This window comes from Mycobacterium sp. E3247 (assembly GCF_001667785.1).
Classification (GTDB): Bacteria; Actinomycetota; Actinomycetes; order Mycobacteriales; family Mycobacteriaceae; genus Mycobacterium.
This window is the reverse complement of sequence record NZ_LZJG01000159.1, coordinates 1-6,383: the sequence shown is the minus strand read 5'-3', so window position 1 is coordinate 6,383 and position 6,383 is coordinate 1. Positions and strand designations below refer to the sequence as shown.

Below are 6,383 nucleotides of genomic sequence, written 5' to 3'. Positions count from 1 at the left end.
CGAGGTTGCCAGTGCCGCGAGTTAGCGGATACCTTCCTAGGGTCCAGATAACGTTATGGTCACGATACGAGGACATTTCAGCTTGTCCCAGCACCGTTTAGCTCCTTCAACTGCCGAAACGGCAGGCGTGGTGAGGGTTGGCCGCGCGGCGGGCGGCCGGGGAACCGAGCCCCATCGCAACGAAGTCACCGAAATCCTCCCGCTGGATGGCTTCGACTTCGATGACCTGGATTGGCGCGACGACGCCCGCGATCTCGGCGACCTCGACTACAGCAACGACTCCACGTTCGACAACGCCGCGCAGGTGCTGCTGGCTCCAGAACTCGACGACCTGAACGAGGCCGACGATCCGGCCCCGCTGTGGCTGGCCGCGCCGGTGACCGAGGTGCTCCCGCGGGTGGTCGTCGGGCCCGAGCGGCCTTCGGCTCGCCCGCATGCCACCGATGTCGTCGGCGCGGCGCGGCGCGGCGGGCAGCATCGCAAGCAACCGACCAGCGCGGCCAGGGGCCGCCTGATGATCTCGGCGATGGCCGCCGGCGCGGCCGCCGCGGCGGCCCACACCGCCACCAGCCACGCCGACACCCCCAGGACCGAGGCCGTGCTGACCGCGAACGCGTCGGCGCTCACCGGCGGGTCGGGCAGCAACACGATCCGCGGCGCGCAGGTGGTCGCGCTCGAGCCGGCGGCGACCGCCGCCGTGCACAACCAGGAGCTCGCCAAGGGCGTCGCGTTCGCCAACGATCGCGCCCAGCGTGAGGCGCGGCTGCAGCAACCGCTCTATGTGATGCCGACAAAGGGCATCTTCACGTCCAACTTCGGCTACCGCTGGGGCGTCCTGCACGCCGGCATCGACCTGGCCAACTCGATCGGGACACCGATCTACGCGGTGTCCGACGGCGTCGTCATCGACGCGGGGCCCGCCGCCGGCTACGGGGCGCTGGTCAAGCTCCGCCACGCCGACGGCACCGTGACGCTCTACGGCCATGTCAACACGACGCTGGTCAGCGTCGGGCAGCGCGTGATGGCCGGCGACCAGATCGCCACCATGGGCAACCGGGGCAACTCCACCGGCCCTCACCTGCACTTCGAGGTGCTTCAGGGTGGCACCGAACGCATCGACCCCGTCCCGTGGCTGGCTAAGCGGGGTCTTATGGTCGGTAACTACGCTGGTTGAGGTGACCGCGCCGAATCAACCACCTCCCGGTCCGCAACCGCCCGAGTCCGCCTCGCCGTCGGACTCCAAGACGCGCATCATTCGCCGGGCACCCACCGGCCCCGTCCCCGTGGCGCCGGAATCCCCAACGACCCACATCCCGTCCCAGCCGCCGCCCTATCCGGCCGCTTCTCGCCCGGGAAGCCGCGTTGCCTACGGCACGCCGGGCGACGAGCCAAGCGACCGGACGGCCGTCGCCGCCTGCGCCGTCAGCATCGTCAGTGGGTGGGCCACGTCGGTGGTCGCCACCGACCTGATCGCCGGTTGGTGGCGATCCGACCGCTTGTTCTGCATCGCCGTCGCATTCCTCGCCCTGGTCTTCGCGGCGGCCACCATCTCGGGCGTGATCATGCTGCTGCAGCACCGGCCCGTCGGGCGCCATCTCATCGCGGTCGGCGCCGTGGTCGCCGTGCTGACCTACCTGGGTGTGTTCATCGCCGGTGCCCGTGTCGCGTGGATCGTGCACCTGCTGCCGTTGCTGCCGCTCGCCAGCGTGGTGCTCGCGATGCACCCGCGAACCAAACGCTGGCTGGAGGCCTGACCCGCCACCCGGGCCCGGCCGACCATGAGGCGCCGTCGGCATCTGATATCGCCCGCGATATCAAGTTTCCGGATCACCGCACGGTGCCGAAGGCCGTCCGCCGCAGCCAGCCGGAGGCCGCACTGGCTAAAGCTTGCTGATCGGCGCGTGGTTGTGCATCAGCTTGACACGCCCCGCGCTGCCGAAATCGATGAGTGACATGGCGGATTCGCCGACCCCGGAAACTTCTTCGACCCGTCCGAGCCCGTACTTGTCGTGGGTCACCCGGTCGCCCGGCTCGAGCACCAGCAGTGGGCGCTTGCCCGCGGCCGAGCGGGTCGGGGCCGCGCGCGGCGTACCGAACCGGCCGGCGCCGCTCACGGGCGCGCTGAACGACGGGGCCGGCGCGGTGCGCCGCCACTCGATGAGTTCCTGCGGAATCTCCCGCAGGAAACGGGATTCGGGGTTCAGCATCGGCTGCCCCCAGGAGGACCGGACGATGGCCCTGCTCAAGTAGAGCCGCTGACGGGCGCGGGTGATGCCGACGTAGGCCAGCCGCCGCTCCTCGGACAGTTCGACCGGGTCGTCCAGCGCCCGCATGTGCGGGAACATCCCGTCCTCCCAGCCCGTGACGAACACCACCGGGAACTCCAGCCCCTTGGCGGTGTGCAGCGTCATCAGGGTGACCATGCCGGCGTCGTTCTCGGGGATTTCGTCGGTGTCGGACACCAGCGAGACGCGTTCCAGGAATTCCGCGAGCACACCGGTGTTCGGCACGTCTTCGTCCTCCGGGGCCTGCAGCGACTCGCCCAGCGCGGCGGCGTTGGCCCGGTCGGTGCTGAATTCGTGTGCCACACTGACGAGTTCGTTGAGGTTGTCCAGGCGGGCCAGGTCCTGGGGATCGGTGGAGGATTCCAGCTCCCGCCGGTAACCCGTCCGTTCGAGCACCGACTCGACCAGGTCGCCGAGATCCTCGTCGAGGCGGCCCCTGAGCTCGTCGAGCAACTCGACGAAACCGGCGATCGCCTTCTCCGCGCGCGAATTGAGCATCGGCACTTTGCCTTCGGCGGCGGCCACCAGCGAATCGGCGAAACTCGCCCCGGTGTTCTCGGCGTACACCGCGACGCAGGCCTCGGCACGATCCCCGATGCCCCGACGCGGGGTGTTGAGGATGCGCCGCATGCTGACCGCATCGCCGGGGTTGTCCAGCACGCGCAGGTAGGCGACGATGTCGCGGATCTCCTTGCGCTCGTAGAAGCGCACTCCCCCAACGACTTTGTAGGGAATCCCGGCGCGGATGAACACCTCTTCGAACGACCGCGACGAGTTGTTGGTGCGGTAGAACACGGCGACGTCGTTGTAGGTGATCTCGCCCCGATCGGCGAGCGCATCGATCTCCTCGGCCACGAACCTGGCCTCGTCGTGCTCGTTGTCCGCGACGTAGCCGACGATCAACTCCCCGGCGCCCGCATCGGTCCACAGGCGCTTGTCCCGGCGACCGGCGTTGCGGGCGATCACCGAGTTGGCCGCCGACAGGATGTTTTGCGTCGAGCGGTAATTCTGTTCCAGCAGAATGGTTGTCGCGTCCGGATAGTCGCGCTCGAAGTCCTCGATGTTGCGGATGGTGGCGCCGCGGAACGCATAGATCGACTGATCGGCGTCACCGACCACGCACAATTCGGCCGGCGGCACATCGTCCGGCGATTCGGCGACGTCGTGACCGACCAGCTCCCGCACCAGCACGTACTGCGCATGGTTGGTGTCCTGATACTCGTCGACCAGGACGTGACGGAACCGCCGCCGGTAGTGCTGGGCGATCTGCGGGAAGGCCCGCAGCACCGCGACGGTCTCGCCGATCAGGTCGTCGAAGTCCAATGCGTTCGCCGCGCGCAGCCGCCGCTGGTACTCGCCGTACACCGAGGCCACGGTGCGGACCAGGTCGTCGGAATCGTCCGTCAGTTTGGCCGTCGCCTCGGCGGGGTCGATCAGCTCGTTCTTCAGGTTGGAGATGGCGTTGGCCAGCAGCCGGGGCGAGTAGCGCTTGATGTCGAGCCCCATGTCGCGCCCGATCATCTGCAGCAGACGACGGGAATCGTCGGCGTCGTAGATCGAGAAGTTGGAATTGAGGCCTTCGATCAACGACGCCTGGTTGCGCAGGATGCGCACGCACGTCGAGTGGAAGGTGGACACCCACATGGCGCGGGCACGGTTGCCCACCAGCCGCACCACGCGTTCGCGCATCTCGGCCGCGGCCTTGTTGGTGAAGGTGATGGCCAGGATCTGGCCGACCCCGACGCCCCGCGCCGCGATCAGGTAGGCGATGCGGCGCGTCAGCACCGCGGTCTTGCCCGAGCCGGCCCCCGCGACGATCAACAGCGGCGAGCCCTGGTGCACCACCGCCTGGCGCTGTTGCGGATTGAGGCCGTCAAGCAGCTGATCTGCTTCGGAGCTCAGATTGGCATCGGTTACGTACACACTCATGTTGGTCCAAACTTACCGCCGGCCACCGACGCAACGCGCCAAGACGCCCGACCGGGTTGGCGCCGCGGCGGCGCGTCGCGGCGCCAAACCCCGTCTACAAAAATGCGTCTTTCGCAATCCAATAGGCGGCCGGTTTGAAAATGCCTGCCAATTACACCCACGTCTAAAAAGACGGTCATAATCGCGCCGGACTTTGCGGCTTCGTCAAATCTTTCACCATCTGCGATAACACTCAATTCGCCGCCGTTAGCGAATTCCACACACCGGCACGCAACCGCGGCGCGGGCATCGGCCGGGTGACCACCGGGGCTTGCCGCCCACCGCGACGCCGGGTTGGCCAGCGCACGAAGACGTTTTTGCGCCGGACCTGTTTCTAATGGCACACTCGTTTTGTGCTCGACGCGCAGCGCCATCGGCAGCTCGGCACCCCGAACTGCCGCCGATTTTTCTACGGGTACCGGTTAGCGGTCCCCGTGGTCTAACTGCTTTCGCCAGAGCCCCGTGGTCCGCTTCCGGAGATTCGGGGCTCGTCTCGTTGTGAGGCCCGAAACCGGATGAGACCACAACCCCCACATCCCGACAATGCGGAGTTAGCAGAGATGAAGGTTGAGACGGTGGACACCCCACAGGCCGCCGACGAGTTGAGCATCGACGAGTTGCGCCACGAGATCGACCGCCTGGACGCCGAGATCCTCGCCGCGGTGAAGCGGCGCACCGAGGTGTCCCAGGCGATCGGCAAGGCGCGGATGGCATCCGGCGGCACGCGGCTCGTCCACAGCCGCGAGATGAAGGTGATCGAACGCTACAGCGAGCTCGGTCCCGACGGTAAGGACCTGGCGATCCTGCTGCTGCGGTTGGGCAGGGGCCGGCTCGGTCACTGAGGCCTGCCCTCGCGACGTCGCTGAGGTGCCCCCAACGCCGCGCACGCGATTAGGGTCGAACTATGACCTCCGTGCCAAGCCTCCCCGACATCACCGCCACCCCAGCGTGGGATGCCCTGCTCAGGCACCACGAACAAATCGGCACGACCCATCTGCGCCAGTTCTTCGACGAGGATCCCGACCGCGGCCGCGAGCTCACCGTCTCGGTCGGCGACCTCTACATCGACTACAGCAAACACCGTGTCACCCGAGAAACCCTGCGGCTGCTGATTGATCTCGCGCGCGCGGCTAACCTCGAGGAGCGCCGCGACCAGATGTTCGCGGGCGCTCACATCAATGTGTCGGAGGACCGGGCGGTGTTGCACACCGCGCTGCGCCTGCCCCGTGACGCCGAGTTGATTGTCGACGGCCGCAACGTCGTCGAGGACGTGCACGCCGTACTGGACCGGATGGGCGACTTCACCGACCGGTTACGCAGCGGTGAATGGACCGGGGCCACCGGAAAAAGAATCAGCACCGTGGTCAACATCGGCATCGGCGGATCGGATCTGGGTCCGGTGATGGTCTACCAGGCGCTGCGCCACTACGCCGACGCCGGCATCTCGGCCCGCTTCGTCTCCAACGTCGACCCGGCCGACCTCATCGCCACCCTGGCCGACTTGGACCCCGCCACAACGCTTTTCATCGTGGCATCGAAGACGTTCTCCACGCTGGAAACCCTGACCAACGCGACCGCCGCGCGCCGCTGGCTGACCGACGCGCTCGGCGACGCCGCGGTGGCCAAGCACTTCGTGGCCGTTTCCACCAACAAGCGCCTGGTCGACGACTTCGGCATCAACACCGACAACATGTTCGGCTTCTGGGACTGGGTCGGCGGGCGGTACTCGGTCGACTCGGCGATCGGCCTGTCGGTGATGGCGGCCATCGGCAAGGAGGCCTTCGCCGATTTCCTGTCCGGCTTCCACATCGTGGACCGGCATTTCAGGACCGCCCCGCTGGAGTCCAACGCGCCGGCGCTGCTCGGGCTGATCGGGCTGTGGTACTCCAACTTCATGGGCGCCCAGTCGCGCGCGGTGCTGCCGTATTCCAACGACTTGACGCGATTCGCGGCCTACCTACAGCAGCTGACGATGGAATCCAACGGCAAGTCGACGCGCGCCGACGGCACCCCGGTCACCACCGACACCGGCGAAATCTTTTGGGGCGAGCCGGGAACCAACGGCCAGCATGCCTTCTACCAATTGCTGCATCAGGGCACCCGGCTGGTGCCGGCCGACTTCATCGGCTT

5 protein-coding genes are annotated in these 6,383 nt (G+C 67.3%); 4 read left to right on the top strand and 1 reads right to left on the bottom strand.

Annotation, left to right across the window (positions count from 1 at the left end):
• The first annotated feature begins 130 nt into the window (after positions 1 to 130).
• Both A9X04_RS08740 and A9X04_RS08735 read left to right on the top strand, forming a co-directional pair.
• Positions 131 to 1,174 (top strand): M23 family metallopeptidase, encoded by a 1,044-nt coding sequence (locus A9X04_RS08740; RefSeq protein WP_067919403.1) that lies wholly within the window; start codon positions 131 to 133, stop codon positions 1,172 to 1,174.
• 1 nt (position 1,175) lies between these two features.
• Positions 1,176 to 1,754: a hypothetical protein gene (locus A9X04_RS08735; protein WP_067919401.1), complete on the top strand. Its 579-nt coding sequence runs from the start codon at positions 1,176 to 1,178 to the stop codon at positions 1,752 to 1,754.
• 126 nt (positions 1,755 to 1,880) lie between these two features.
• Here A9X04_RS08735 and pcrA read toward each other — a convergent pair whose 3' ends face one another.
• A complete protein-coding gene (gene pcrA, locus A9X04_RS08730) occupies positions 1,881 to 4,214 on the bottom strand; it encodes a DNA helicase PcrA (RefSeq protein ID WP_067919399.1) in 2,334 nt (777 codons plus the stop codon).
• Between the two features lie 554 nt (positions 4,215 to 4,768).
• Between pcrA and A9X04_RS08725 the strand changes: the two genes are divergently transcribed.
• Both A9X04_RS08725 and pgi read left to right on the top strand, forming a co-directional pair.
• Positions 4,769 to 5,095 carry a chorismate mutase gene (locus A9X04_RS08725; protein WP_082973022.1) on the top strand — a complete coding sequence of 109 codons (327 nt, stop codon included), beginning with the start codon at positions 4,769 to 4,771 and terminating at the stop codon, positions 5,093 to 5,095.
• Positions 5,096 to 5,157: 62 nt separating this feature from the next.
• Positions 5,158 to 6,383 (top strand): glucose-6-phosphate isomerase (gene pgi / locus A9X04_RS08720; protein ID WP_067919396.1); only part of this gene is annotated, 1,226 nt, incomplete at its 3' end.